This is a genomic window from Streptomyces sp. NPDC047853 (assembly GCF_043204535.1).
GTDB lineage: Bacteria > Actinomycetota > Actinomycetes > Streptomycetales > Streptomycetaceae > Streptomyces.
Map to the genome: position 1 here is coordinate 221,959 of NZ_JBIDCI010000005.1, position 24,014 is coordinate 245,972.

General features: G+C 74.2%; 16 protein-coding genes and 3 tRNA genes. 12 read left to right on the forward strand and 7 right to left on the reverse strand.

Features of this window, described 5'->3' with window-relative positions; genetic code table 11:
• Positions 1–2 precede the first annotated feature (2 nt).
• The 6 genes from ACGF5T_RS12475 to ACGF5T_RS12500 all read left to right on the forward strand — a co-directional run bounded on the left by ACGF5T_RS12475 (position 3) and on the right by ACGF5T_RS12500 (position 9,465).
• Positions 3–1,028 (forward strand): MoxR family ATPase, encoded by a 1,026-nt coding sequence (locus ACGF5T_RS12475; protein ID WP_366766548.1) that lies wholly within the window; start codon positions 3–5, stop codon positions 1,026–1,028.
• On the forward strand, positions 1,028–5,632 hold the full coding sequence (locus ACGF5T_RS12480; RefSeq protein WP_366766547.1) for an SAV_2336 N-terminal domain-related protein: 4,605 nt from the start codon (positions 1,028–1,030) through the stop codon (positions 5,630–5,632). Before ACGF5T_RS12475 ends, ACGF5T_RS12480 begins: the two co-directional genes overlap by 1 nt.
• A 169-nt stretch (positions 5,633–5,801) precedes the next feature.
• Positions 5,802–6,851, forward strand: a complete 1,050-nt coding sequence (locus ACGF5T_RS12485; protein WP_356603137.1) for a rod shape-determining protein — start codon at positions 5,802–5,804, stop codon at positions 6,849–6,851.
• 79 nt (positions 6,852–6,930) lie between these two features.
• Positions 6,931–8,352: a GAF domain-containing protein gene (locus ACGF5T_RS12490; RefSeq protein WP_366766546.1), complete on the forward strand. Its 1,422-nt coding sequence runs from the start codon at positions 6,931–6,933 to the stop codon at positions 8,350–8,352.
• 195 nt (positions 8,353–8,547) lie between these two features.
• On the forward strand, positions 8,548–9,243 hold the full coding sequence (locus ACGF5T_RS12495; RefSeq protein WP_361014567.1) for an ANTAR domain-containing protein: 696 nt from the start codon (positions 8,548–8,550) through the stop codon (positions 9,241–9,243).
• 63 nt (positions 9,244–9,306) lie between these two features.
• A complete protein-coding gene (locus ACGF5T_RS12500) occupies positions 9,307–9,465 on the forward strand; it encodes a hypothetical protein (RefSeq protein ID WP_356603143.1) in 159 nt (52 codons plus the stop codon).
• A gap of 47 nt (positions 9,466–9,512) precedes the next feature.
• On the opposite strand, the gene ACGF5T_RS12505 is transcribed toward ACGF5T_RS12500, so the two are convergent.
• From ACGF5T_RS12505 to ACGF5T_RS12515, 3 genes are all read right to left on the reverse strand, one after another.
• A tRNA-Ile gene (locus ACGF5T_RS12505) sits at positions 9,513–9,586 on the reverse strand.
• Between the two features lie 176 nt (positions 9,587–9,762).
• Positions 9,763–9,835 (reverse strand) — tRNA-Asn (locus ACGF5T_RS12510).
• A gap of 5 nt (positions 9,836–9,840) precedes the next feature.
• Positions 9,841–9,913, reverse strand: a tRNA-Asn gene (locus ACGF5T_RS12515).
• 138 nt (positions 9,914–10,051) lie between these two features.
• Between ACGF5T_RS12515 and ACGF5T_RS12520 the strand changes: the two genes are divergently transcribed.
• The 6 genes from ACGF5T_RS12520 to ACGF5T_RS12545 all read left to right on the forward strand — a co-directional run bounded on the left by ACGF5T_RS12520 (position 10,052) and on the right by ACGF5T_RS12545 (position 17,737).
• Complete coding sequence (locus tag ACGF5T_RS12520) at positions 10,052–10,366, forward strand: YtxH domain-containing protein (protein WP_356603145.1); 315 nt, start codon at positions 10,052–10,054, stop codon at positions 10,364–10,366.
• Between the two features lie 73 nt (positions 10,367–10,439).
• Entirely contained in the window at positions 10,440–11,894 is a 1,455-nt protein-coding gene (locus ACGF5T_RS12525) for an FGGY family carbohydrate kinase (protein WP_356603147.1), read from the forward strand.
• 138 nt (positions 11,895–12,032) lie between these two features.
• Positions 12,033–13,766, forward strand: coding sequence for an ABC transporter ATP-binding protein (locus ACGF5T_RS12530; protein ID WP_366766545.1), 1,734 nt, complete (start codon positions 12,033–12,035; stop codon positions 13,764–13,766).
• The gene (locus tag ACGF5T_RS12535; protein ID WP_361014562.1) at positions 13,766–15,694 is read left to right on the forward strand and encodes an ABC transporter ATP-binding protein; all 1,929 of its coding nucleotides are present in this window, start codon (positions 13,766–13,768) and stop codon (positions 15,692–15,694) included. Before ACGF5T_RS12530 ends, ACGF5T_RS12535 begins: the two co-directional genes overlap by 1 nt.
• A 128-nt stretch (positions 15,695–15,822) precedes the next feature.
• Positions 15,823–17,319, forward strand: coding sequence for an APC family permease (locus ACGF5T_RS12540; RefSeq protein ID WP_366766544.1), 1,497 nt, complete (start codon positions 15,823–15,825; stop codon positions 17,317–17,319).
• Position 17,320: 1 nt separating this feature from the next.
• Complete coding sequence (locus ACGF5T_RS12545) at positions 17,321–17,737, forward strand: universal stress protein (protein WP_361014557.1); 417 nt, start codon at positions 17,321–17,323, stop codon at positions 17,735–17,737.
• Between the two features lie 51 nt (positions 17,738–17,788).
• Here the strand turns inward: ACGF5T_RS12545 and ACGF5T_RS12550 are convergent, their stop codons facing one another.
• From ACGF5T_RS12550 to ACGF5T_RS12565, 4 genes are all read right to left on the reverse strand, one after another.
• The gene (locus tag ACGF5T_RS12550; RefSeq protein WP_391967902.1) at positions 17,789–18,943 is read right to left on the reverse strand and encodes an RNA polymerase sigma factor; all 1,155 of its coding nucleotides are present in this window, start codon (positions 18,941–18,943) and stop codon (positions 17,789–17,791) included.
• A 253-nt stretch (positions 18,944–19,196) separates the two neighbouring features.
• On the reverse strand, positions 19,197–21,128 hold the full coding sequence (dnaG, locus tag ACGF5T_RS12555; RefSeq protein WP_356603157.1) for a DNA primase: 1,932 nt from the start codon (positions 21,126–21,128) through the stop codon (positions 19,197–19,199).
• Positions 21,129–21,292: 164 nt separating this feature from the next.
• Positions 21,293–22,558: an FAD-dependent oxidoreductase gene (locus tag ACGF5T_RS12560; protein ID WP_356603159.1), complete on the reverse strand. Its 1,266-nt coding sequence runs from the start codon at positions 22,556–22,558 to the stop codon at positions 21,293–21,295.
• Positions 22,559–22,703: 145 nt separating this feature from the next.
• Positions 22,704–24,011 (reverse strand): deoxyguanosinetriphosphate triphosphohydrolase, encoded by a 1,308-nt coding sequence (locus ACGF5T_RS12565; RefSeq protein WP_356603161.1) that lies wholly within the window; start codon positions 24,009–24,011, stop codon positions 22,704–22,706.
• Positions 24,012–24,014: the final 3 nt, after the last annotated feature.

Below are 24,014 nucleotides of genomic sequence, written 5' to 3' on the forward strand. Positions count from 1 at the left end.
CCATGCCCCTGTGGCCCGTCTACACCGGCGCGCCGGTCCCGCACGACGGCATCGCGCAGCTGCCCCCTCCCCCGCCCTGGCGGGCCTTCGACGGCCACCCCGTGCTCGACCCGCCGGACCCGGACGGCGACACCCCGGCCGCCTCGCCCGACCGGGTCCACCGCGCCGCCACCTACCAGGCCACCGAGGACACGGTGCAGCTGGTCAACGCGGCCCTCTACCTGCGGCGCCCGCTGCTGGTCACCGGCCCTCCCGGCACCGGGAAGTCGTCGCTCGCCTACGCCGTCGCCCGGGAACTGCGGCTCGGCCCGGTCCTCCGGTGGAACATCACCAGCCGCAGCACCCTCCACGACGGCCTCTACGCGTACGACCCGCTCTCCCGCCTGTACGCGGCACACCAGGCGGCGGAACGGCCCGACGAGCCGGCGGCCGGGGCCGGCATCGAGAACCACCTGCGCCTCGGACCGCTCGGCACCGCCCTCCTCCCCTACACCCGCCCGCGCGCCCTGCTCATCGACGAGATCGACAAGAGCGACCTCGACCTGCCGAACGACCTGCTGCACGTCCTGGAGGAGGGCCAGTACGAGATCCCCGAACTCGTGCGGGCCTCCCGGGACACCCCCGGCGGACGGGCCGAGGTGCTGATCGACGGCACCGACCAGCGGGTGCCGGTCGAGCGGGGCCGGGTCCGCTGCCGGGCCTTCCCCTTCGTCGTCCTCACCAGCAACGGCGAACGCGAGTTCCCGCCCGCCTTCCTGCGCCGCTGCGTCTCGCTGCGCCTGCGGCAGCCGGACGACGACCACCTCACCGAGATCGTCCGCGCCCACCTGGGCCGGCCCGACGCGTACGCGCAGCGGCTGATCGACCGGTTCCTGTCCCGGGTTGGCAGCGGTGAACTGGCCACGGACCAGCTCCTCAACGCGATCTACCTGGCCCGTTCCTCCGGTCTGGGCGCCGACTCCCTGGACGAGCTGGCGGAGCAGCTCATGCCGTACCTGGGCCGCTCGGCGCAGCCCGACGCGTTCTGATGCCCGCCGACCGTCCCGGGTCCCCGGCGCCCCTGCCCCGCCTGGCCGACATCCTCGGCCGGACGGATCCGGACGCGCGCCCGACCCCGCTGGAGCTGGCCGAAGTCCTCTGGCTGGCCGGGCAGATGGGCACCGCCGGGACGGACGCGCCCCTCCCGGGGGAGGAGGCGCGAGCCCCCGGGCCGACCCCGCCCGCGCCCCGGACGGCGCCGGAGCAGGACCAGCGGCGGCGGCAGGACCGCGCGCCCCGGCCCGGCCGGCCGGCCGAACCGGCCCCCGTGCCCGACACCCTCCGCACCCCGCTGCGCCTGCCCGCCCCGGCACCCGCCCCCAGGACCTCGGCGGCCGAACCGCACCGCGCCCTGCTGGCGCCCGCTCCGCCCATGCTGCGCCACCCCCTGGCCCTGCAACGCGCCCTGCGTCCGCTCAAGCGCCGCACCGACGCGCCGGTCGGCCACGAGGTGGACGAGGCGGCGACCGCCGACCGCATCGCCCGGCTCGGCGCCGACCCCCGGTGGTGGCTGCCGGTGCTGCGCCCCGTGCGGGAGCGCTGGCTGCGGCTGGACCTGGTGGCCGACGCGGGCCCCACGATGCCCGTCTGGCAGCCCCTCGTGCGCGAACTGCACGCCGCCCTGGTCCAGTCGGGCGTCTTCCGCACGGTCGCCCTGCACCGGGCCGACCCCGACGGCAGCGTCCGCGGCGGCGGCGCCGACACGCCCTCCGACGGCCGTACGGTCACCCTGCTGATCAGCGACTGCATGGGACCGCAGTGGCGCGAGGGCCCGGCCGGCACCCGCTGGTTCGACACGCTGCGCCGCTGGGCGCACCGGACACCCCTGGCCGTGCTCCAGCCGCTGCCGGAGCAGTTGTGGCGGGACACCGCACTGCCCCCGGTCCCGGGCCGGCTGTCGGCGCCGCACCGGGCCGCGCCCAGCGCGTCGCTCACCTTCACGCCGTACGACGGCACCGCTCCCCGGACGCCCGGGACGGCGGTGCACGTCCCCGTCCTGGAACCGGGGCCGGAATGGCTGGCCAACTGGGCCGCGCTGGTCGCCGGTCCGGGCGGCACGGCGTACCCGGCGGCGGCCGCCGCGCTGCACCGCCCCCTGCCGGCCGACGCCGACGACCGCACCGACGTGGCGCGCCTGTCCGCCGAGGAACTGGTCCTGCGCTTTCGCGCGAGCGCGTCCCCGCCGGCCTTCCGGCTGGCCGGCCATCTGGCGCTCGGGCGTCCGGACCTGCCGGTGATGCGGTTGGTGCAGGCGGCCGTCGAACCGCACCCACTGCCCCAGCACCTGGCCGAGGTGATCCTCAGCGGCCTGCTCACCACGGTCGCCGGGCCGCCCGGCTCGTACGCGTTCCGTCCCGGCGTGCGCGACCTGCTCCTGCGCGGGCTGCCCCGCACCGCCCGCAACCGCACCCACGACCTGCTGCTGCGCACCGGCGGGCTGATCGACGAGCGGGCGGGGCGGGCCCCCGGCGAGTTCCGCGCGCTGATCCCCGACCGGGACGGCACCGAACGGGCCGACGGCAAGCAGGCGTTCGCGGCGATCAGCCAGGAGAGCGCCCGGCAACTGGCCGCGCGGGAGCGGCCCCCGGCCCCGTCGCCCTTCCCCGCCGCGCTGGGCGCGCGCTACCGGCCGGTGCGGCGGCTGGCGCCGACCGGGAGGATGTGGCTGGCCGAGGACAACCAGACGAACCGGACGGTGACGATCCGGCTGCACGGCGCGAAGGACGGCCCCGCGGCACGCGAGGCGTTCCTCCGGGATGCCCACCGCCTGACGGAGATCGCGCACCCGAACGTGGTGACCGTCCTGGACTGCGGCATCGAGGGCGACGTGCCGTACGTCGTCATGGAGCACCTCGACGGCATCGCGCTGAACACGCTCGCCCGGTCGGCCGACCGGCGTCTGCCGCCGCCGCTGACGGTGTCGGTGGGCGCCCAGCTGGCACGGGGGCTGGCCGCCCTGCACGCGGCGGGCGTCACGCACGGCGGTCTGGAGGCGTCCAAGGTGGTCCTGCTGCCGGACGGCACGGCCCGGCTCAGCCTCTTCGCCCCGGGGCGGACCTCCGGCCCGGCCGGACGCGCCGAGGACCTGCGGGCCCTGTGCGACGTTCTGCTGACGCTGACCTCCGGGACCTCGCACCTGACCGTCCCGATCGACTCCCGCCGCCTCGACCGGCTGCCCGACGCCCTGCGCATCCACTACGCACACGCCTTCGACCAGCTGATGTCCGCCTCGTCGGCGACCCGGGCCCGGGGCCTGGGACTGCTCGCCGACCCGCACCTGCCGGCCCTGGCGGGCGAGGCGTACGTGCCGCGCCGCTACCACGCCCTCGGCCCCCTGCGGGTCGACCTCCCGCACGGCACACCCGCGCTGGCGCCGGAGGTCCGCGCGCTGCTGGCCATGCTGCTGCTCAAGCACGGCCGCACGGTGACCCACGAGGAGCTGAGGTGGGGGTTGTGGGACCCGGGCGACGAACCGCGCGATCCGAGGGGCGAACTGACCCGGCTGGCGACGCGCCTGGCGGACGCGCTGGGCCCCGGCGTCCTGGCGACGTCCGCCCACGGATACGCCCTGCACACCAGCGCCGACGACGTGGACGTGGTGCACTGCGACGAGTTGGTACGGCGCGCCGACGCGGCGCGGCTGTCGGGCGCGCTCACCGAGTCCCGCGCCCATGTCACGGGGGCGCTGGCCCTCTGGGAGGGCACCGAGCCCCTCGCCGACGTGCCCGGGCCCGCCGCCCGCACCGCCCGCACCCGCCTCACCCGGCTGCGCCTCGCGCTGTACACCAAGCGCGCCGAACTCGACCTGGCCCTCGGTGCGTACGACCGGGCCGCCACCGACCTGGCGGGCCTGCTGAACACCCATCCGCACCGCGAGGACTTCCGGCGCCTGTACATGATCGCGCTACGTCGCCAGGGGCGGGGCGAGGAGGCCCTGGAGGTGTACGAGGAGTACGAGCTGACCGGGGGGCGGAGCCCGGCCCTGACCGCGCTGGGCCGGGAGCTGCGCGAGGAGCACGCCGGCCCGGTGGACGACGCCCCGTGGCAGGCGTACGAGGCCCCGTCCGCGTCGGACGGCGCCGTCTCCGCGCCGGACGAGCTGCCGGAGGGCCCCTTCCTCACGGAGGACGACCTGTGGACGCCCCTGTCGGGGGAGCGGGAGGGCCCGACCGAGGAGGCGGCGGAGACGGCCGAGGCGCTCGCCGGGAGCGCGCCGTGGGGGGACGGGCCCCCTTCCGATACGGGGCCGGACCCCGGGGACGCCCTGGAGCGGACGGAGGTCCTGGCGGCGGTCGCGGCGGCGGACCTCGACGAGGACGACGCGGACGACGCGGACGACGACGCCGGCTTCGACACCGACTACCGCGACTGCGCCCGCTACACGCTCGTCGGCGGCACCCTCGACGACGAGGCGCGCGCCGCCCTGCGACGCGTGGTCACCCGTCTGCTGACGGACAGCGGGCTCGAAACCGCCGCCTACGAGATCCACGACGGCCCCGACGGCGTCCTCGTGCTGCTGGAGCCGCGGACGGCGGCCGCCGGCCTGCTCAGGGCCACCCTGGAGGGACTCCCGGGGCAGTCGGCGCTCGCGGGGGGCCCGCGGCTGCGGGCCGAGTTCTGGCAGGTGGAGTTCTCGGTGGACGGCAACGGCGAGGAGCAGGTCTTCCGCGCCGACCCCGAGTCGGTCGACGCCGTGTGGGGGGCATCCGGTGCCCCGGCCGTCGTCGCCGTCTCGGACGCGATCTACTACGACGAGGTGGACGAGGAGGGGCAGGACGGCCCCGCCTTCCCCCCGGGTCTCTTCCGGCCGCTGGACGACGGCACGGGCTGGTACCACCTGGTCGAGGGGGCCGGTTCCGGCGCCCCGAGCCGTGCCCGGGCGCGCCGCCCGGCCTCCGCCGCGGACCTGGTCGCCGGTGCCCGCTGCGTCCTCCTCGGCTTCGACGACGTACTGGCCCGGCTCTACCGGCCCGCCGCGGAACGGGAGGTGATGCTGGACATCGCCCGGCTCCTGGTCGAGGAGCGCGATCCCGGGGACGCGCTGGCCGGGGTGCCGCTGCCCCGCGTCACGTCGCAGGGGTACGCCGGCACCCTCGACTTCGTCCGGGCGCTCGCCGGGCACCGGCTCGCCGGTGACGTGCGGCTGCGGCTCGACCGGCACGAGGCGCGGGCGGCGCGCACCGCGCGGCCCACCCCGCTCGCCGACCGGCTGGTCCGGACCCTGCACGTCCGCGGGGTGCCCGTGGCCGTGGTGACCGGCCGGGCCCGCGGCCCCGTCACCGCCCATCTGCGGCGGCGGGGCCTGCTGGACGCTCTGCCGGGCGGCGTCCACGGCCGCGACGCCGACCTGACCCGCCTCATGCCCGACCCGGACGTCCTGCACCGGGCCCTGGAGCGGTTCGACGTCGCGCCCGGCGCGTGCGTGCTGGTCGGCTCCTCCACCGCCGAACAGTCCGCCGCCCGCGCGGCCGGCATGCCGTTCATCGGGTACTGGCGCGGCGAGCGGGTCCGGCGGGACCTGCGAGCGGCGGACGACGGCGTCTTCCTCGTCTCGGACCTCCGTCCGCTGCTCGCCGCCGTGGAGGACACCTGACCGCACGCCCCTTCAGGGGCGCACCGCCCGGCCGGGCCGCCCGCACCCCCCGTTCAGCGGCCCCCCGCCCGGCCCCCTCCAGAAGGCGCCCGCCCCGGGCCCCGCACAGGATGCGTAGGAGGCCGGCCGCCGGGCGGCCCTCCGGTCCGCGCTCTCGGGAGGATCTGCCATGACCGCCAGTACCGCCAGTCTGGAGCAGCTGCGCCGCTGCCACTTCGCCGTCGACCTGGGCGCGGCGCGGACCCGCGTGTACGTGAAGGGTGTCGGGCTGGTCGTGGACCAGCCGTCCGCCGCCGCGGTCAACACCCGCACCGGCGCGCTCATCGCGGTCGGCGAGTTCGCGGAGAAGATGACCGGACGCACCCCCGGCTACATCCGCGTGGTGCGGCCGGTGTCCGGGGGCACGGTCGTCGACATCGAGATGGCCCAGCGCATGCTGCGGCACCTGCTCGGTGACAAGATCCGCCGCGCCTTGCGCCGAAAGCCCCGGCTGCGCGCCGCCGCCTGCACCCCGCACGACGCGGATCCGCTGGCCCAGCGGGCGGCGATCGAGACCCTCGTGGGGCTCGGGGCCCGCCGGGTGGAACTCGTCGACACGCTGATCGCCGCGGCGGTCGGCTGCGGACTGCCGGTGGAGCAGCCCGAGGCGACCATGATCATGGTGTGCGGGGCGCACGCCACGCAGGTCGCGGTGCTCTCCCTCGGCTCGATCGTGACCGCCGCGCGCATCCCGGTCGGCGGTGAGGCCGTCGACCACGCGATCGTGCAGCTCCTGCGCCACCAGCACGAGCTGGTGCTGCCCAGTCAGTCCGTACGCCCGCTCCAGCTCGCCCTGTCCGGCAACGGGCTGACCCCGCAGGGGCCGGCGTCCACCGAGATCCACGGACGGGACGTGGCGACCGGGCTGGCGCGCAGCGTGCTGGTCGACACCGCCACCGTGCGCAACGCCATCCAGACGCCGCTGACGGGTGTGCTCGACGGGATCGGCAAGGTGCTGCGGGACTGCCCGCCGGACCTGGTCGCGGACCTCGCCGACCGCGGGATCATGATGGTCGGCGGCAGCGCCCTGCTCCCCGGCTTCGACCAGATGCTCCGACAGGCCACGGGCATGCCGGTGCACATCGCGGAGCGGCCGGACGTGTGCGCGGTGCAGGGCCTCGGCACCATGCTGGAGGGCCGCGTCGAGCCGCTGTCGCTGACCCCGGTGTCGACCGACTGATCCCCCGCCGAGACGGCCGCGGAAGCCGGTGGCACCGGCGGGTCCGCGGCGATCCGCGAGAGCGAGGAAGCCGGACGGCATGAGCGCCCAGTCCGCGCCCCGGTCGACCCGCCTCCTGGAGGCGGTCCTGGGGATCGGCGTCGACCTCGATCTGCGCGGCACCCTCCAGCACCTCGTGGACGGCGCCGCCGAGCTGACCGGCGCCTCCGCGACCCTGGTCACCACCGATCCGGGCCGGGACGGCCTCACCGCGATCCGCGCCCCGGGCCGGGCCGAAGCACCGGAGCCTGCGCCGCCGCTGCGGGTCCCGATCCACGTGGGGGACGAGGAGTTCGGCGAGCTGCGCCTGGCCGGACGGGCCGGCGGTGACCCGTTCACGGTCGAGGACGAGCAGGTGCTGCGGGTCCTGGCCGCGCAGGCCGGCATCGCGATCGGCAACGCGCGGCTGTACGAGACGGCCCGGCAGCGTGAGCGCTGGATCGAGGGCGCGGCGGCCGTCACCACCGCGCTGCTCGCCGAGGAGAGCGCCGACGACGCGCTGACCACGGTCGCCGAACGGGCCCGGATGCTGGCCGACGCCAGTGCGGGCGTGATCCTCCAGCCGACGGCCGAGGGCGGCATGGAGATCGTGACGGCCTCCACGTCCGACGACCCGGACGGCATCGTCGGCGCGACCATCGCGCCGGGCAGTCCCGTCCTGGAGCAGTTGCTGGGCGGCGAACCGGTGTTCGTCACGGACTCGGCGACCGATCCCCGCATGACGACGCACGTACGGCACCGGTTCGGGCCGAGCATGATGCTGCCCCTGCGGGCGAGCGGCCGGCTGATCGGCACCCTCGCCCTGCCCCGCCGTCGCGGCGCGCGGCCGTACACGGCCGTCGAGCGGCTGCTCGCGACCCAGTTCGCCTCCCAGGCCGCGCTCGCCCTCGTCCTCGCCGACGCCCGGCGCGGCCGGGAGCGCCTCGCGGTGTACGAGGACCGGGACCGGATCGCCCGGGACCTGCACGACCTGGTGGTGCAGCGGCTGTTCGCCACCGGCATGATGCTGGAGTCCACCCGGCGGCGCCCCGGCGCCGAGGAGGTCGGTGACGTCCTCGACCGGGCGGTGGACGAGCTGCGGTCCACCGTCCAGGAGGTCCGTACGACGATCTTCGCGTTGCAGCAGCCCCCGGCCGACCCGCCGACCGGCCTGCGCGGCCGGGTCCTGCGCGAGACCGGGTCCGCCGCCGCCGTCCTCGGTTTCCCCCCGTCCACGCACTTCGCGGGCACCGTCGACACCCACGTGCCGGACGCGGTCGCGGACCGCCTGCTCACCGCCCTGCGCCAGGCACTGGCCGACGCGGCCGGCCGGCCGGGCGTCTCCCGGATCGAGGTCACCGTCGAGGCGACCACCACCGGAGGGGACGGCCGGGGCGAGGTACGGCTGACCGTCTCCGCCGACGGCGGGGCCGGCGGTCACGGCGTCGAGGGGACGACGTTCAGGTGGGGGGCCCCGCTGTGAGCACGGCGGGAGCCGGGCGCGATCCGCGGTGGTGCCCTCACCCCGTCGACGGGCCGCCCGTGCCCCGGCGGGGGGTGTAGCGCGCCGGACGGCGGGCAGGCGCACCGACAGCGCCGTCGGAACGGACGGCCCACGGGGGCTGCGTGACGTTGCGACGTCTGTCAGAAGATCGACGAGGACGGACAAGGCGGTGACATGACCCCAGCGGCACCACCACGTCTGGCGGGGCAGCCGGCCACCCTGGTCATCGACGGCCGGGTGGAGACCGGCCGGGCGGTGCTCCTGCCGAGGGGAGAACTCGTCCACGGGTGCGCGGACATCCTGACCGAGGCCCTGGCGACCCTGCCGGGGGACATCGAGCGGGTGGAGGTGGACATGGCCGGCGTGGTGTTCATGGACACGGCGGGCCTGGAGTTCCTGGACATCCTCGGCGGCCACGGCCGCCGGCGGGCGGTGCCGGTGACGACCGCGAACTGGCGCGGTCAGCCGCTGCGCATCCTGGAGCTGGCCGGACTCGACCCCGCCGACCCCCTGCGCACCGACCGCCCGCGCACCGCCTGCCAGCCGGGACCCGAGTCGACCCCGGCGCCCTCGGCGGTGGCGGCGGAGCGCTCGGAGCGGCTGCGCGTCCTCCAGGAGGAGGTGGCGCAACTGCGCCGGGCGATCGCCTCCCGCCCGGTCATCGACCAGGCGCGGGGGGTGCTCATGGCGCTGCACGCCTGTACGTCGGACGAGGCGTGGCACATCCTGCGGGAGGCCTCCCAGCTCTCCAACACCAAGCTGCGCACGGTGGCCGCGGCGGTCACCGCCAGCGCGGAGAGCGACGGCCCGCCGCCGCCGCCGGAGGTGCGCTCGGCCCTGCGGACGGCCCTGGGCCGGCTCGGACGCTGAGACCGCGCCCACGGGGGTACCCGGGTCCGGCCGGACGACCCCGTACGCACCAGGAGGCGCATGATGAGCGAGCAGACCCCGTCCCAGGCGGAGGGCGAACGCGACGACGAGCGGGACGCCCCGGACCCGCCCCACACCACGCCCTCCCAGGCGGAGGGCGAGCGCGACGACGAGGACGGCGTCGAGGACACCGTCGACCCGGGCGACGCGGAAGGCCGGTGAACCGGCGGCGCCACCGGCCAGAAGGTTTCTGCAGGGGTGGCGCGAAGTGGGGCGGGTGGGACTCGAACCCACGGCCGACGGATTATGAGTCCGCTGCTCTAACCGGCTGAGCTACCGCCCCATAACGGCGTGTCGCGTACACGTGTGCGCGCCGTCTGCCGCAGCATAGCCGCTCATACGATCTCCTGCCTCGGATGGTCGGCTACCGCGACGCCTTCATGACCTTGAGGACTCCGCAGCGTGCCGCGCGGTTCCCGGACATGAAAAAGGACCCCGGAAGGGGTCCTCGTTCATCTGCTCCCCCGACTGGACTCGAACCAGTAACCTGCCGGTTAACAGCCGGCTGCTCTGCCAATTGAGCTACGGAGGACCGAGCTCCCCCGACTGGACTCGAACCAGTAACCTGCCGGTTAACAGCCGGCTGCTCTGCCAATTGAGCTACGGAGGAATGCCTCGTTGCATCGAACGTGCCTGCCTGGGTATTCGCCAGAAGGCGCGCGCTCGCTGCGACACATACATTAGCGCAAGCAGGGGGGTGCTCCGCCAATCGGTACTCCCCGGCGCCTCGGAGCCAGTCAAAGGAAGGGTGACCGCCATGCGTTACCGGCTCACGTTCGTCGTCGGACTCGCGGTGGGATACGTGCTGGGCACGAAGGCCGGACGGGAGCGTTACGAGCAGTTGCGCAAGTCCGCCCGCCAGGTCGCGCAGAACCCCGCCGTGCGCAACACCGCCGAGACCGCCGCCCAGCAGGGCAGGCACTTCGCCGACAAGGCGTACCACGTGGTCAGCGACAAGGTCGGGGACCGGATGCCCGACTCGGTGGCCCAGCGGGTCCGCTCGCTGCGGGACCGCAACTCCAACGGCAGCGCCGCGGACGACTGGGGCACCAGCAACACCTGAGGCGGGTGCTCCCGGCGGGTCCCGTGCCCCCACCGGGTACGGGCGGCTCTCCCCGTGCGGCAGAATTTCGCACATGGGGATAGTCGCCGGGTTGGACAGTTCGCCCGATTTCACTCGTATCGTCGTCTGCGATTCGGACACGGGGGCCGTGCTGCGGCAGGGCTACGCCCCTCATCCGGTGGAGAGCCCCGAGGGCGGTGGCCGTCCCGCGGACGTCGATCCGCAGGCCTGGCTGCTGTCCCTCGGGGAGGCCGCCGGCGGTGGCCTGCTGGAGGGCGTGCAGGCCATCGGCGTCTCCGCGCAGGCGAACTCGGTCGTGCCGCTCGACTCACAGGGCAACACCGTGCGCCCCGCCATGGTGGGCGGCGACAAGCGCTCCCAGGTGGCGGCGGCCGACCTCATCGACGCCCTCGGCGGGCGCGAGGCCTGGGCCCAGTCCGTGGGCTCGGTGCCGCAGGCCGCGCAGCCGGTGACCAAGCTGCGGTGGCTGGCCCGTACCGAGCCCGAGGCCGCCGCCCGCACCGCCGTGCTGATGCAGGCCCACGACTGGCTGGTGTGGCAGCTGCTCGGCCGGCCGGCCCGCCGGACCACCGACCGGGGCGGGGCCTCCGGCACCGGGTACTGGTCGGCGGCGACCGGCGGGTACCGGCCGGACCTGGTCGAGCTGGCCCTCGGGCACCAGGCGATGCTGCCGGAGGTGATCGGCCCGGCCGACGCGGCCGGGACGACCCCGGAGGGGCTGCTGATCTCCGCCGGGACCGGCGAGACGCAGGCCGCCGCCTTCGGGCTCGGGATCGGCCTCGGTGACGCGGTGGTGTCGCTGGGCGCGTCCGGGTCCGTGATGGCCGTGCACACCGAGCCGCTCGTCGACCAGTCCGGGATGATCACCGCCCTGGCCGACGCCACGGGCATGCACCTGCCGGTCGTCACCACCCTGAACGCCGTACGGACCCTGCGGGGCGCCGCCGAGCTGCTCGGCGTGCCGGACCTGGAGAGCCTGTCCGAGCTGGCGATGAAGTCGACGCCGGGCGCGCACGGGCTGGTGCTGCTGCCCTACCTGGAGGGCGAGCGGACGCCGAACCTGCCGCACACCGCCGGCACGCTGGCCGGCCTCAGGCGCGAGTCGATGCGACCCGAGCACCTGGCGCGGGCCGCGTTCGAGGGGATGCTGTGCGGTCTCGCCGACGCCCTCGACGTGCTGCGCGGCCGGGGCGTGGACGTGCGCCGGGTCTTCCTGCTGGGCGCGGCGGCCGAGCTGCCGGCCGTGCAGGCGGCGGCGCCGGCGCTGTTCGGGACCCAGGTCGTGGTGCCGCAGCCGGCGGACTACGCCGCGATCGGCTCGGCCCGGCAGGCGGCGTGGGCCCTGGGCGTCTCCCGGGGCACGCTGGACCCGCGTACTCCGCCCGTCTGGCAGGGCGCGGTCGCGCAGGTGCTGGAGCCGGGCGAGGAGCTGGCGGTGGGACAGGCGGTGCGTCAGCAGTTCGTGTCGGTGCGGGAGCAGACGCATCCGGGCGCCCTGCGCGGCTGAGGCGCGGTGCGCCTACCGCTCGTAGGCCGGAACTTGGCGCGCTCTTGGGTTAATCGGTTGAGGTAACGCGGGTGGGGTGTCCGACGATAGGGGCCAGGGGCAACCACCGTCCCCGTCGCCGACCCCGAGAGACCCAGCGTGCTCATACGACTCCTGCGGACCTGCCTCAGGCCCTACCGGAAACCCATCGCCCTGCTGGTGGCGCTGCAGTTCCTGCAGACCTGCGCCTCCCTGTACCTGCCGACCCTGAACGCGGACATCATCGACGACGGCGTCGTCAAGGGTGACTCCGGCTACATCCTGAGCTACGGCGCCCTGATGATCGGCATCTCACTGGCCCAGGTGGTGTGCAACGTCGGGGCGGTCTACTACGGCGCCCGCACCGCCGCCGCGCTCGGCCGGGACCTGCGGGGCGCGGTCTTCGACCGGGTGCAGTCCTTCTCGGCCCGCGAGCTGGGCGACTTCGGCGCGCCCTCGCTGATCACCCGGACGACCAACGACGTGCAGCAGGTCCAGATGCTGGCCCTGATGACGTTCACCCTGATGGTGTCGGCGCCCATCATGTGCGTCGGCGGCATCGTGATGGCGCTCGGCCTGGACGTGCCGCTGTCCGGGGTGCTGGTGGCGGTCGTGCCGGTGCTGGCGGTCTGCGTCACGCTGATCGTGCGGCGGCTGCGGCCGCTGTTCCGTGCCATGCAGGAGCGGCTGGACACGGTGAACCGGGTGCTGCGCGAGCAGATCACCGGCAACCGCGTCATCCGCGCCTTCGTGCGGGACGAGTACGAGCAGCGGCGCTTCCGCAAGGCCAACACGGACCTCACGGACGTGGCGCTGGGCACCGGCAACCTGCTCGCGCTGATGTTCCCGGTGGTCATGACGGTGGTGAACCTGTCGTCCGTCGCGGTGGTGTGGTTCGGCGCCCACCGGATCGAGAGCGGCGGGATGCAGATCGGCGACCTCACCGCGTTCCTCGCCTACCTGATGCAGATCGTCATGTCCGTGATGATGGCCACCTTCATGTTCATGATGGTGCCGCGCGCGGAGGTGTGCGCCGAGCGCATCCAGGAGGTCCTGGAGACCGAGAGCAGCGTGGTCCCGCCGGTGGCGCCGGTCACCGAGCTGCGCCGGCACGGCCACCTGGAGCTGCGGGGCGCCGGCTTCCGCTACCCGGGGGCCGAGGAGCCGGTGCTCAGGAACATCGAGCTGGTGGCCCGGCCGGGCGAGACGACCGCCGTCATCGGCTCGACCGGCAGCGGCAAGTCCACGCTGCTGGGGCTGGTCCCCCGGCTCTTCGACGCCACCGAGGGCGAGGTGCTGGTCGACGGGGTGGACGTGCGGACCGTCGACCCGAAGGTGCTGGCCAGGGTGGTGGGGCTGGTCCCGCAGAAGCCGTACCTCTTCGCGGGCACGGTCGCGACCAACCTGCGCTACGGCAATCCGGACGCCACGGACGAGGAGCTGTGGCACGCGCTGGAGGTGGCGCAGGCCCGGGAGTTCGTCTCCGGCCTGGAGGGCGGGCTCGAGGCGCCGATCGCGCAGGGCGGCACGAACGTGTCGGGTGGCCAGCGGCAGCGGCTCGCCATCGCGCGGACCCTGGTGCAGCGTCCGGAGATCTACCTCTTCGACGACTCCTTCTCCGCCCTCGACTACGCCACCGACGCCGCGCTCCGTGCGGGGCTGGGCCGGGAGACGGCCGGGGCGACGGTGGTGATCGTCGCGCAGCGGGTGGCGACCATCCGGGACGCGGACCGGATCATCGTGCTGGACGAGGGGCGGGTGGTCGGCGCGGGCCGGCACCACGAACTGATGGCGGACAACGAGACCTACCGGGAGATCGTGCTCTCCCAGCTGACGGAAGCGGAGGCTGCCTGATGGCGGGGCCTGCGGGGCGCATGATGGCCGGGGGCGGCCCGGACCAGCGTTCGATGGACTTCAAGGGGTCCGGCAGACGGCTCGTCGCCCGGTTCCGGCCGGAGCGGGCGACGCTCTGGGCGCTGCTGGCCTGCCTGGTGGTGAGCGTCGGCCTCAGCGTGGCCGGGCCGAAGATCCTCGGCCGCGCCACCGACCTGGTCTTCGCGGGCGTCGTGGGGCGGGACATGCCGTCCGGGGCCACGAAGGAGCAGGTCCTGGCATCGATGCGGGAGCGCGGGGACGGCAACGTCGCGGACATGCTCCGCAGCACGGACTTCCACCCGGGCCGGGGCATCGACTTCACCGCCGTGGGCGAGGTGCTGCTGCTGGCCCTCGCGGTGTTCGGCGTGGCGGGGCTGCTGATGGCGGTGGCCACCCGGCTGGTGAACCGGGCGGTCAACCGCACGGTGTTCCGGCTGCGCGAGGACGTGCAGACGAAGCTGTCCCGGCTGCCGCTGTCGTACTTCGACGAGCGGCAGCGCGGCGAGGTGCTCTCCCGCGCCACCAACGACATCGACAACGTCGGGCAGACGCTCCAGCAGTCGATGGGCCAGCTGATCAACTCGTTGCTGACCATCATCGGCGTGCTGGCGATGATGTTCTGGGTCTCCTGGATCCTGGCGCTGGTGGCGCTGGTGACCGTGCCGCTGTCCTTCGTGGTGGCCACCCGGGTGGGCAAGCGGTCGCAGCCGCAGTTCGTGCAGCAGTGGCGCTCGACGGGGCGGCTCAACGCGCACATCGAGGAGATGTACACCGGGCACGCGCTGGTGAAGGTGTTCGGGCGCCAGGAGGAGTCGGCGCGGCAGTTCGCCGAGCAGAACGAGGCGCTGTACGAGGCCGGGTTCAGGGCGCAGTTCAACAGCGGGATCATGCAGCCCCTGATGGTGTTCCTGTCCAACCTGAACTACGTGCTCGTCGCGGTGGTCGGCGGTCTGCGGGTCGCCTCCGGCTCGCTGTCCATCGGTGACGTGCAGGCCTTCATCCAGTACTCCCGGCAGTTCTCGATGCCGCTGACGCAGGTCGCCTCGATGGCGAACCTGGTGCAGTCGGGCGTGGCGTCGGCGGAGCGGATCTTCGAGCTGCTGGACGCCGAGGAGCAGTCGGCGGACCCGGTCGCGGGCGCCCGGCCCGAGGAGCTGCGCGGGCGGGTGGAGCTGGAGCGGGTGTCGTTCCGCTACGACCCCGCGAAGCCGCTGATCGAGGACCTGTCGCTGAAGGTGGAGCCGGGGCAGACGGTCGCCATCGTCGGTCCCACGGGCGCCGGGAAGACGACCCTCGTGAACCTGCTGATGCGGTTCTACGAGGTGTCCGGCGGGCGGATCACCCTGGACGGTGTGGACATCGCGGCGATGTCCCGGGACGAGCTGCGGTCCGGTATCGGCATGGTGCTCCAGGACACCTGGCTGTTCGGCGGCACCATCGCGGAGAACATCGCCTACGGGGCGTCCCGGAAGGTCACCCGCGGGGAGATCGAGGAGGCGGCGCGGGCCGCGCACGCCGACCGGTTCGTACGGACGCTGCCCGACGGCTACGACACCGTCCTCGACGACGAGGGCACGGGGGTGAGCGCCGGCGAGAAGCAGCTGATCACCATCGCCCGGGCCTTCCTGTCCGACCCGGTGATCCTGGTCCTGGACGAGGCGACGTCGTCCGTGGACACCCGGACCGAGGTGCTGATCCAGAAGGCGATGGCCAAGCTGGCGCACGGGCGGACCTCGTTCGTGATCGCGCACCGGCTGTCGACCATCCGGGACGCGGACACCATCCTGGTGATGGAGGACGGGGCGATCGTGGAGCAGGGGGCGCACGCCGACCTGCTCGCGACGGACGGGGCGTACGCGCGGCTGTACCGGGCGCAGTTCGCGCAGGCGGTGGCCGAGGTGGAGTAGCCGCCGGGGTGGTCCGCCGGTGCCCGGGGGCGTCGTCCCGGATGTGATCTGCCGCCGACCGGCTCATATTGGTGGGGGCGGGACGAGTCCCTCGTCCCGCCGACGCCCGTACACCGGAGCGAGGGGCCATGGCCACCACCACCGAGCCAGACGCCGGTCGCCCGGCCGGTCTGAAGGCCGACGCGATCGGCTTCGTGGACGCGCTGGTCATCGGACTCAACGCGACGTCCCCGGCGTACTCGCTGGCGGCGGTCATCGGCCCGGTCGTGGCGCTCGTCGGGATCTACGCACCCGGCGTGATGTTCGCGTCCTTCGTGCCCATGCTGCTGATCGCCTCGGCGTTCTACCACCTCAACCGGGTCGACCAGGACTGCGGGACGACCTTCTCCTGGGTCACCCGGGCGATGGGTCCGTGGGCCGGGTGGCTCGGCGGCTGGGCCATCGCCATGACCGGTGTCCTGGTCGTCGGGTCGCTCGCGGACGTCGCCGTCACCTTCGGCCTGCTCACCGTGGGGCTGGACGGCTGGGCGGAGAACGAGGTCGTGCGCCAGCTGCTCACCGTGCTGTTGATCCTCGTGATGACGGGGCTGTGCGTGATCGGCACCGAGCTGTCGGCGCGGGTGCAGAACGTGCTGATCCTGGCGCAGGTCGCCTGTCTGCTCGTCTTCGCGGTGGTGGCGCTGTACCGCGTGTACGCGGACACGGGCACCCTCGCCTCCGCCCGGCCGTCGGTGGAGTGGCTCAACCCCTTCGGGTCCGGCGGCGCGCCGCTGACCGCGGCCCTGCTGCTGGGGGTGTTCATCTACTGGGGCTGGGAGTCGGCGGTCAACCTGACCGAGGAGACCAGGGACTCGGCCTCCGCGCCCGGCCGGGCCGCCGTCTGGTCGACGATCGTGCTGCTGGTGACCTACGTGGCGGTCGGCTTCGCGGTGGTGGCCTACGCGGGTCCGCTGTTCCTCGCCGAGAACGCGGGCGAGGAGGAGTTCATCTTCGCCCTGCTGGCCGGGGAGGCCATGGGCGGCTGGGACTGGGTGGTGCTGCTGGCGGTGTCCACGTCCGCGCTGGCCTCCACCCAGACCACGATCATCCCCGCCTCGCGCACCGCGCTGTCCATGGCCCGCCGGCAGGCACTGCCCGCCCGCTTCGGCCGGGTCCACCCCCGCTACCGGACGCCCGACGTCAGCACCTGGTGGGTGGCCGGCATCGCCATCGTCTGGTACCTGGTCGTCCGGCAGATCAGCGAGAACGCGCTCTTCGACTCCCTCACGGCGCTGTCGCTGCTGATCGCGTTCTACTACGCCCTGACGGGCATCGCCTGCGCCGTGTACTACCGGCGCCGGCTCACCGAGAGCGTGCGCAACCTGCTGCTGATCGGGCTCGGGCCGCTGGTCGGGGCGGGGCTGCTGATCTGGCTGCTGGTGGAGTCCGTGGTCGACATGGCCGACCCCGCCAACTCCTACAGCGGGGTGTCCTGGCTGGGGCTCGGTCCCCCGCTGGTCATCGGCATCGGCATCGCCCTGGTCGGGGTGGTCGTGATGCTGGTGTGGCGGTTCGTGTCACCGGCGTTCTGGTCGGAGCGCCCCGGTGTGGCGGGGCCGGAGCCCCTGAAGGACAAGGAGGCGTGAGATGTCGGTCGTCCTCGGGTACGACGAGTCCGCCGGCGCCGTCCGCGCCCTGCGCGTCGCGGTGGAGGTGTCGGCCGCGTTCGGCGAGCCGCTGGTGCTCGTCTACGGTGCCGCCGCGCCCGGTGCCATGGGTGAGGAGTACGGCTCCCACCACGAGGCCCTCGTGGAGGCGGGCCGTACCGCGCTCCGGCACGCCGTCGAGGCGGCCGACGAGGCGGGGGTGCCGACCACCGTCGAGATCATCGACGAGAAGCCCGCACAGGCCCTGATCACCGCGGCCGCCCGGCACGCGGCCCGGGTCATCGTGGTGGGCAGCTGGGGCGAGAGCCCGATGCGCGGGGCGCTGCTGGGCTCCACCCCGCACAAGCTGCTGCACCTGTCCCCCGTGCCGGTGCTGTGCGTGCCGACCGAGGGCTGAGGCGTCCGCCCGCGCCCGGCCGGTGCGGGGAGCGGCCGGTGCGGGGAGCGGTCAGTCCAGGTAGCCGCGGAGCTGGTCCGCGTAGGCGTGGTCGCGGAGCTTGTTGAGGGTCTTGGACTCGATCTGCCGTATCCGCTCCCGGGTCACGCCGAAGAGGCGGCCGATCTCCTCCAGGGTGCGGGGGCGGCCGTCGGCCAGGCCGTAGCGGAGCTGGACGACCTTGCGTTCGCGTTCGCCGAGGGTGGAGAGCACCGCGTCCAGGTGCTGGCGCAGCAGCAGGAACGCGGCCGACTCGACGGGGCTGGCGGCGTCGCCGTCCTCGATGAGGTCGCCGAGGGCGACGTCGTCCTCCTCACCGACGGGGGCGTGCAGGGAGACCGGTTCCTGGGCGAGGCGCAGCACCTCGCCGACCCGCTCGGGTGCCAGGTCGAGGTGGGCGGCGACCTCCTGCGGGGTCGGTTCACAGCCGCGTTCCTGGAGCATGCGGCGCTGGACGCGGACGACCCGGTTGATGAGTTCGACGACGTGGACGGGGACCCGGATGGTGCGGGCCTGGTCGGCGAGGGCCCGGGACATGGCCTGGCGGATCCACCAGGTGGCGTAGGTGGAGAACTTGTAGCCGCGCGCGTAGTCGAACTTCTCCACGGCCCGGATCAGGCCCAGGTTCCCTTCCTGGACCAGGTCGAGCATGGTCAGGCCGCGGCCGACGTACCGCTTGGCCACCGACACCACGAGCCGCAGGTTCGCCTCGATCAGGCGGCGCTTGGCGACGCGGCCCCGCACGACGAGCCGGTCGAGGTCCAGGGCGAGCCGGCTGTCGAGGTCGGTGGCGAGCCGCAGCTTCTCCTCGGCGAACAGCCCGGCCTCCACGCGCCGGGCGAGGTCGACCTCCTCGGCCGCGGTGAGCAGCGGGATGCGTCCGATCTCCCGCAGGTACTGGCGGAACAGGTCCGAGGAGGGCCCGCCGGTCTCGGTGCGGGTGGGCGGGGGCGGCTCGGGGGCGTCGGCGGGGTCGGGGGTGTCGGCGGGGTCGCCGGGGTGCTCGGACGCCGTGGGGGCGTCCGCCGGGAGCGGGTCGTCGGACCCGTCGCCGGGGTCGTGCACGGCGCGGTGGAGCGGGGGCGTCGCGACGAGGACGCCGCTCTCCGCGTCCGGCTCCGCGCCGTCGGTACCGGTGTCGGTCTGGGTGAGGGTCTGGGTCTGCACGGGGGCGACCTCCAGGATGGACGCGGTCGGCGGGGGCCGGCAGCGGTACTTCGGGGGCGGAGCCGGCTCGCTCGCCGCGGTCCGCCCCGTACACGTGCGAACCGCGGGGATCGGGGACCGCCGGGACGGATCGGCCGCGCTCCGGGGACTCGGGCACCGCCCCCAGTGTGGGGTACGACACATCGCCGCCACGAGGGGCGTGCGGTGACTTTTTGCTTCCGGTCGGTGACCGCGTGGTGACCCGGGGGCCGCTCTAGAGGGCGGCGGCGCCGTGTTCGCGCAGGCTCTGGTCGTACTGCTGGAGGACCCACAGCTCGTTCTGCACGGCGGCCAGTTCGGCGGGGTCGCCGTGGCCGGTGAGCCGGGTGAGGCGGCCCGTGATGTCGCGGATGCGGCGCTCGACGGCGCGGCGGCGGACGGTGACCAGCTGGGCGCCCGCGTAGACCTCGTCGACGCCCTTCACGCCCCGGTGCAGCATGATCGCCTCGACCGCCAGCTCGGTGACCATGGCGCGCACGGCGTCGTCCGGGGCGGCCTCGCGGACCCGCACCAGGTAGTCCTGGGGGTCGTGGACGCCCGGCTCGGCGCCGCCCGCCTCCATGATCGCCTCGCGTACGGCGGCGTAGGGCGGGGCGGTGAACTCGTCCACGCCGTACGCGTCGAAGGCCGGGGAGACCAGTTCGGGGCGCTGGAGGGCGAGCTTGAGCAGTTCGCGTTCGGTGGCGAAGACGGGGTTGCGCAGGTTCAGCGCGGGGCCGCGGGGGCCCGGGCGGGCGGTCCCGGCGTACTGCTGCGGGTCTCCGCCGCCGCCGCGCTGCTGCCGGTCGGGGGCGGGACCCTTGCCGCCCCGGTCGCGGGCCCAGCGGGCGAGCTGGGCGATCCGCTTGACGACGAACTGGGTGTCCAGGATGCCGAGCATGCCCGCGAGCTGCACCGCGACCTCGTGCTGGGCGCCGCTGTTCTTGATGCGGGCGACGACCGGCGCGGCCTCGTCCAGCGCCGACGCGCGGCCGGCCGGGGTGTCCAGGTCGTAGCGGCTCACGATCTGGCGGAGCGCGAACTCGAAGAGCGGGGTGCGCGGCTCGACCAGGTCGGCGACCGCGTCGTCGCCCTTGGCGAGGCGCAGGTCGCAGGGGTCCATGCCGTCGGGGGCGATGGCGATGTAGGTCTCGGCGGCGAACTTCTGGTCGTCCTCGAAGGCGCGCAGGGCCGCCTTCTGGCCGGCCGCGTCGCCGTCGAAGGTGAAGATCACGCGGGCCGAGCCGTTGTCCATCAGGAGGCGGCGCAGGATCTTGATGTGGTCGCCGCCGAAGGCCGTGCCGCAGGTCGCGATGGCGGTCGTGACACCGGCCAGGTGGCAGGCCATGACGTCGGTGTAGCCCTCGACGACCACCGCGCGGGACGCCTTCGCGATGTCCTTCTTCGCGAGGTCGATGCCGTACAGCACCTGGGACTTCCTGTAGATCGCGGTGTCGGGGGTGTTCAGGTACTTCGGGCCGTTGTCCGCCTCGTAGAGCTTGCGGGCGCCGAAGCCGACGACATCGCCCCCGATGTCGCGGATGGGCCACATGAGCCGGCCCCGGAAGCGGTCGATGGGGCCGCGGCGGCCCTCCTGGGCGAGGCCGGAGAGGATCAGCTCCTTGTCGCTGAACCCCTTGCCGCGCAGGAAGCGGGTGAGGTGGTCCCAGCCCTGGGGGCTGTAGCCGACGCCGAAGTGCTCGGCGGCGGCCTGGTCGAAACCGCGCTCGGCGAGGAAGGCGCGGCCGGTGTCGGCCTCGGGGCCGGTCGCGAGCTGCTCGGCGTACCACTGCGCGGCGATCTTGTGGGCCTCGACCAGGCGGATGCGCTCGCCGCGCTGGTGGGAGGGGTTGTACCCGCCCTCCTCGTAGCGCAGGGTGATGCCGGCCTGGCCGGCCAGGCGCTCGACCGCCTCCGAGAAGGTGAGGTGGTCGATCTTCATCACGAACGTGATGGTGTCGCCGCCCTCCTGGCAGCCGAAGCAGTGGAAGAACCCCTTGCTCGGGCTGACCTGGAAGGACGGGGACTTCTCGTCGTGGAAGGGGCAGAGCCCCTTCAGGTTGCCGCCCCCCGCGTTCCTCAGCTGGAGGTACTCCGAGACGACGGCGTCGATCGGGACCGCGTCCCGTACCGCCTTCACGTCCTCGTCGTTGATCCGTCCTGCCACGCGTGAAGTCTACGGGGCGGCACCGACATGCTCCGGCACGGTGATCGGCTCCGGCTGAGGCCACGGCCCGTCGCGAAGCGGCTGTCGGACACGAGGCCGGCGGGGCCCGGCCGGGGGTCCGGGGGTTGTCCCCCCGGGGATCGCGGCCGGGGACGGTACGACAGCTATGCGATGAGGCTTTCCAGGGGCACGTGCGGGTTCGCCAGCGCGTCCGGGTCCACCCGGGTCTTCGAGCGGATCAGCTGCTGGACGGGCTCCGTGACGTCCCACACGTTCACGTTCATCCCGGCCAGGACCCGGCCCTCCTTCAGCCAGAAGGCGATGAACTCGCGCTTCGCGGCGTCCCCGCGGACGACCACCTGGTCGTAGGACCCGTGCGGTGCCCAGCCGGAGTACTCCATGCCCAGGTCGTACTGGTCGGTGAAGAAGTACGGCACGCGGTCGTGGTCGAGGCCCTTGCCGAGCATCGCGCGGGCGGCGGCCGGGCCGCCGTTCAGGGCATTGGCCCAGTGCTCCACGCGCAGGTCGGTGTCGAAGAGGGCGTGGTGGAAGGAGGCCACGTCCCCGGCCGCGTAGATGTCCGGGTCGGAGGTGCGCAGCTGCGCGTCGACGACGATGCCGCCGCCGTGGGCGGGGTCGGCGATCTCCAGGCCCGCGGCCTGGGCGAGCGCGGTGCGCGGGGCGGCGCCGATCGCGGCGAGCACGTCGTGGGCCGGGTGCTCCTCGCCGTCGTCGGTGCGGGCGGCCAGCACCATGCCGTCCTGGCCGATGATCTCGGTGAGCCGCACGCCGAAGCGGAAGCGGACGCCGTGCGCCTCGTGCAGCTCGGCGAAGACGGCGCCCAGTTCGGGGCCGAGGACCCCGTGCAGCGGGGTCGGGCCGGGCTCGACGACGGTGACCTCCGCACCGTACTCGCGGGCCGCCGCCGCGACCTCCAGGCCGATCCAGCCGGCGCCGGCGATCACGAGGTGGCCGTTGTCCCGGCCGAGGGAGGCGAGGACGCCCTTGAGGCGCTCGGCGTGGGCGAGGCGGCGCAGGTGGTGGACGCCCGCCAGGCCGGTGCCGGGGACGTCGAGGCGGCGGGGCTCGGCACCGGTGGCGAGGAGCAGCTTGTCGTACCCGACGCGGGTCCCGTCGTCGCCGTAGTGGACGGTCCTGGCGGCGGGGTCGATCGCGACGACGGTCTGGCCGAGGTGCAGCTCGATGTCGTGCCGCGCGTACCAGGCGGGCTCGTGGACGAAGACGCTGTCGCGCTCCTCCTTGCCGAGGAGGTAGCCCTTGGACAGCGGCGGACGCTCGTAGGGGTGGTCGCGTTCGTCACAGATGAGGATCACCCGGCCGGTGAAGCCCTCCGTGCGGAGCGTCTCGGCCGCCTTCGCTCCGGCCAGGCCGCCTCCGACGATGACGAATGTCTGATCCGCGTCGACCACTTGTTTGCCTCCTCGTCAGGGTGCCGCCACATGCGAGCGTCCCGCACACGGCGTGGTGCGGGAAGGGGGAGCGGCCCGATCAGGCCACCCGGCGCCCCGGGCGGGCGCTGTGGGGCCCGTCGGGTCACCGTCCGTCCCGCCAGTCTCATGGATGCCCCGTCAGGCGGGCGTGAAGCGATCGGGCCGAGGCGTCGGTGAGGGACGCGATCTGGTCGACGATCACCCGTTTGCGGGCCCGGTCGTCGCCGGCCTGGTCGAACAGGGCGCGGAACTGGGGGTCGAGGCCGTCCGGGGCGCGGGCGGTGAGCGCCTCGGCCAGCTCCGCGACGACGACGCGCTGGTCGGCGCGGAGCCGCTCCTGCTCGGTGCGCTGCATGACGTAGCGGACGGCGACCGCCTTGAGGACGGCGCACTCCAGGCGGGTGTCGCGGGGGACGACCAGTTCGGCCGTGTACCGGGTGAGCCGGCCGCTCCCTCCCCCAGTGCCTGAACGGCCTGGGTGGTACCCCCACGCGGCCCGGGTGGCGGTCTCGGCGGCGAGGCAGAAGCGGCCGATGAGCTGGCTGGTGGCGTCCTTCAGCCGGGCCTGGGCGACGGCCGAGCCGTCGTAGCCGTGCGGCCACCAGTCCTGGGCGAGGAGGCGGTCGAGGGCGGCGGCCAGCTCGGCGTGGTCGGTGCCGTCGGGGACGTAGCGGCCGACCGCGACCTCGAAGACCGCCTCGCGCTCGGGGTCGGCGAGCAGGCAGTTGGGGTCGATGTGGCCGGCGTGCAGGCCGTCCTCGACGTCGTGCACGGAGTACGCCACGTCGTCGGCCCAGTCCATGACCTGGGCCTCGAAGCAGGTGCGGGCGCCGGGGGCGTCCTTGCGGAGCCATTCGAAGACGGGCCGGTCGTCGTCGTACACGCCGAACTTGGGCGAGCCGGGGTCGGTGGGGTGGGCGCCGCGGAGCCAGGGGTACTTGGTGGCGGCGTCCAGGGCGGCCCGGGTGAGGTTGAGGCCGACGGAGCCGTCCTCGGTGAACCGCTTGGGTTCGAGGCGGGTGAGCAGCCGCAGGGACTGGGCGTTGCCCTCGAAGCCGCCGCAGTCCTCCGCGAACGCGTTCAGCGCCTGTTCGCCGTTGTGCCCGAAGGGCGGGTGGCCCAGGTCGTGGGAGAGGCAGGCCGCCTCGACGAGGTCCGGGTCGCAGCCGAGGGCGGCGCCCAGCTCGCGGCCGACCTGGGCGCACTCCAGGGAGTGCGTGAGGCGGGTGCGGGGGCTGGCGTCCCACCCCGGGCTGCCCTCCCCCGGCGTGACGACCTGTGTCTTGCCGGCGAGGCGGCGCAGGGCGCCGGAGTGCAGGATGCGGGCGCGGTCGCGTTGGAAGGCGGTGCGGCCGGGGCGTTTGTCCGGCTCGGGGGCATAGCGGGCGACGGACGTCGGATCGTACGGGGGTGGGGGTGCGTTGCCTTCCATGTC

Bases quoted from the DNA above. Each gene is read 5' to 3' on its own strand.
- ACGF5T_RS12475 (WP_366766548.1), top strand. From the start codon at position 3: ATGCCCCTGTGGCCCGTCTACACCGGCGCGCCGGTCCCGCACGACGGC.
- ACGF5T_RS12480 (WP_366766547.1), top strand. From the start codon at position 1,028: ATGCCCGCCGACCGTCCCGGGTCCCCGGCGCCCCTGCCCCGCCTGGCC.
- ACGF5T_RS12485 (WP_356603137.1), top strand. From the start codon at position 5,802: ATGACCGCCAGTACCGCCAGTCTGGAGCAGCTGCGCCGCTGCCACTTC.
- ACGF5T_RS12490 (WP_366766546.1), top strand. From the start codon at position 6,931: ATGAGCGCCCAGTCCGCGCCCCGGTCGACCCGCCTCCTGGAGGCGGTC.
- ACGF5T_RS12495 (WP_361014567.1), top strand. From the start codon at position 8,548: ATGACCCCAGCGGCACCACCACGTCTGGCGGGGCAGCCGGCCACCCTG.
- ACGF5T_RS12500 (WP_356603143.1), top strand. From the start codon at position 9,307: ATGAGCGAGCAGACCCCGTCCCAGGCGGAGGGCGAACGCGACGACGAG.
- ACGF5T_RS12525 (WP_356603147.1), top strand. From the start codon at position 10,440: ATGGGGATAGTCGCCGGGTTGGACAGTTCGCCCGATTTCACTCGTATC.
- ACGF5T_RS12535 (WP_361014562.1), top strand. From the start codon at position 13,766: ATGGCGGGGCCTGCGGGGCGCATGATGGCCGGGGGCGGCCCGGACCAG.
- ACGF5T_RS12540 (WP_366766544.1), top strand. From the start codon at position 15,823: ATGGCCACCACCACCGAGCCAGACGCCGGTCGCCCGGCCGGTCTGAAG.
- ACGF5T_RS12545 (WP_361014557.1), top strand. From the start codon at position 17,321: ATGTCGGTCGTCCTCGGGTACGACGAGTCCGCCGGCGCCGTCCGCGCC.
- ACGF5T_RS12565 (WP_356603161.1), bottom strand. From the start codon at position 24,011: ATGGAAGGCAACGCACCCCCACCCCCGTACGATCCGACGTCCGTCGCC.